This window comes from Flavobacterium sp., assembly GCF_049240005.1.
GTDB lineage: Bacteria > Bacteroidota > Bacteroidia > Flavobacteriales > Flavobacteriaceae > Flavobacterium.
In genome coordinates, this window is record NZ_JBMLTK010000034.1 from 1 (window position 1) to 3,009 (window position 3,009).

The 3,009-nt window shown below is 41.9% G+C and carries 3 protein-coding genes; all 3 read right to left on the reverse strand.

Going from position 1 to position 3,009, the window contains the following annotated elements; all coding sequences use genetic code 11:
• Nucleotides 1–281, reverse strand: a 281-nt coding sequence (locus ACOVQQ_RS03580; protein WP_421816977.1) for a LysM peptidoglycan-binding domain-containing protein, incomplete at its 3' end; no start/stop codon positions are given.
• A 95-nt stretch (nt 282–376) separates the two neighbouring features.
• Entirely contained in the window at nt 377–1,906 is a 1,530-nt protein-coding gene (gene guaA / locus ACOVQQ_RS03585) for a glutamine-hydrolyzing GMP synthase (RefSeq protein ID WP_421816978.1), read from the reverse strand.
• 107 nt (nt 1,907–2,013) lie between these two features.
• The coding region (eno, locus tag ACOVQQ_RS03590; protein WP_421816979.1) for a phosphopyruvate hydratase at nt 2,014–3,009 on the reverse strand (996 nt) is incomplete at its 5' end.

The following is a 3,009-nucleotide window of genomic DNA, read 5'->3' on the forward strand; positions in this document are numbered from 1 at the left end:
GGATTTCCGGTTGCTTTAGGTGAAGTCTGTTTAGGTGCTGCTGAAAAAGTCGGTGTAGCTACTGTAGGCGGAATTAACAATACGCTATTGAGTTCAATACCTTTTTGCGAATCGGGATTGAGTTTGTAAATATCGTAAGGTGTGACCTTGTATTTCTGAGCAATCATCGTAATTGTTTCCCCTTGAGCTACAGTATGCTTCACGTATTTATCCTGCTTGGCCGACGTATTAAACGTGACACTCAGTACAAACAGCAATGAGAAAATAATTCGGTTTTTCATAAACAGTTCCTTTATTTTACGTTAAAGTTAACAAATCTTTTCAAATGCCATCGGAATCGCGGCTTTTTTCATCAACTTTTTTAGGCCAACAAAAACTATTCCCATTCGATTGTGGCCGGTGGTTTTGAGCTGATATCGTAAACCACTCGGTTCACGCCTTTGACTTTATTAATGATTTCATTGGAGATTTTCATCAGGAATTCGTAAGGCAAATGTACCCAATCAGCGGTCATACCGTCGGTAGATTCTACGGCTCTTAGTGCGACTACTTTTTCATAAGTTCGCTCATCCCCCATAACCCCTACACTATTCACCGGTAACAAGATGGCGCCGGCTTGCCATACTTTATCGTACAAACCGTGCTCTTTTAAACCGTTGATAAAAACAGCATCTACTTCCTGCAATATTCTGACTTTCTCCGGTGTAATAGCACCTAAAATTCGTATAGACAAGCCCGGTCCTGGGAACGGATGTCTGCCTAAAAGTTCCGAATCAATACCCAATGTTTTCCCTACGCGGCGTACTTCATCTTTGAACAACATGCGCAACGGCTCAACAATTTGGAGTTTCATATAATCGGGTAAACCGCCTACATTGTGGTGCGATTTGATGGTTGCGCTTGGTCCTTTCACCGAAACCGATTCGATGACATCCGGATAAATCGTGCCTTGTGCCAACCATTTCACATCTTCTATGCGATGCGCTTCGTCATCAAACACTTCGATAAACACGCGCCCAATGGCTTTGCGTTTGGCTTCGGGATCTTCTACTCCTGCTAAAGCTTCCATGAAACGATCAGTAGCATCTACGCCTTTCACGTTCAAGCCCATGTCTTTGTATTGGTGCAAAACGTTTTCGAATTCGTTTTTGCGCAATAAACCGTTATTGACAAAAATACAGTACAAGTTTTTACCGATGGCTTTGTTCAATAAAACGGCTGCTACTGTAGAATCTACACCACCTGAAAGCCCAAGTACTACTTTGTCGTTTTGCAATTTGTCCTGCAATTCTTTAACGCAATCTTCCACGAAAGCGTTTGGTGTAAAGTTTTGCGGTACTTCCGCTATTTTAACTAAGAAATTTTCTAAGAGTTGTTTTCCGTCGGTAGAATGGTATACTTCAGGATGAAATTGAATCGCATAGGTTTTTTCACCTTCAATGCGATAGGCTGCATTCGCTACATCTTTGGTACTGGCCAATAAAACGCCATTAGTCGGCAATTGTTTGATGGTGTCACTGTGACTCATCCAAACCTGACTGTTTAAAGCGACTTCGTCAAAAAACGCTTCGTCGTCTTTGATGAAAGACAAATTGGCGCGACCGTATTCACGAATGTTACTCGGCGCTACTTCACCACCATTAAAATGCGCTAAATATTGCGCTCCGTAGCACACGGCTAACAAAGGCATTTTGCCACGAATTTGAGATAAATCAGGATGAGGAGCGTCTTCGGCTCTCACAGAATAAGGGCTACCCGAAAGGATAACTGCTTTGTAGGTCGATAAATCATCCGGAAAATGATTGTAAGGAAAAATTTCGCAGAATATGTTTAATTCGCGAACGCGGCGTGCAATAAGTTGTGTGTATTGCGAACCGAAATCTAAAATAAGTACGTTGTGTTGCATGTGCAAAAGTAGCACTCTCAGTTGAAAATAAAAAATCGAAAACCGACATTTAGCCAAATAAAAAAGCATCTCGAAATGAGATGCTCTTTTAAATTATAGTGAAGCTATTACTTCTGTTTAAACGCTTTTACACCCGGAAAATAAGCCGTGTTGGCTAATTCTTCCTCAATGCGCAACAATTGGTTGTATTTCGCCATACGGTCGGAACGCGAGGCAGAACCGGTTTTGATTTGACCACAGTTTAACGCTACGGCTAAATCGGCTATCGTATTGTCTTCGGTTTCTCCCGAACGGTGAGACATTACCGAAGTATAACCGGCATTGTGTGCCATGTTAACCGCTGCAATGGTTTCGGTTAAAGTACCGATTTGGTTTACTTTTACCAAGATAGAGTTAGCAATCCCTTTTTCAATTCCGGTAGCCAAACGTTGTACATTGGTTACGAATAAATCGTCGCCTACCAATTGTACTTTGTCGCCTACCAATTCTGTCAAGTATTTCCAGCCGTCCCAGTCGTCTTCGTACATACCGTCTTCGATGGAAATAATCGGATAATTAGCTGCCAAAGAAGCCAAATATTCGGCTTGTTCTTTTGAGGTTCTTACTTTTCCGGTAGCACCTTCAAACTTGGTGTAATCGTATTTTCCGTCTACATAAAACTCAGAAGCCGCACAATCTAAAGCAATCATTACTTCGTCTCCGAATTTGTAACCGGCATTTTCAACCGCTTTTTTAATCGTATCCAAAGCATCTTCTGTACCACCGGCTAAATTAGGGGCAAAACCACCTTCATCACCTACAGCAGTTGACAAATCTCTATCGTGTAATACTTTTTTCAAATTGTGGAAAATCTCCGTTCCCATTTGCATGGCATGGGTAAAGTTTTGGGCTTTAACCGGCATAATCATAAACTCTTGAAACGCAATTGGCGCATCAGAGTGTGAACCACCGTTGATGATGTTCATCATCGGTACCGGTAAAGTATTAGCAGAAACACCACCAACGTAACGGTACAAAGGCAAACCTAATTCGTTAGCCGCAGCTTTCGCAACCGCTAAAGAAACGCCTAAAATGGCATTGGCACCTAAGTTAGATTTGTTGGC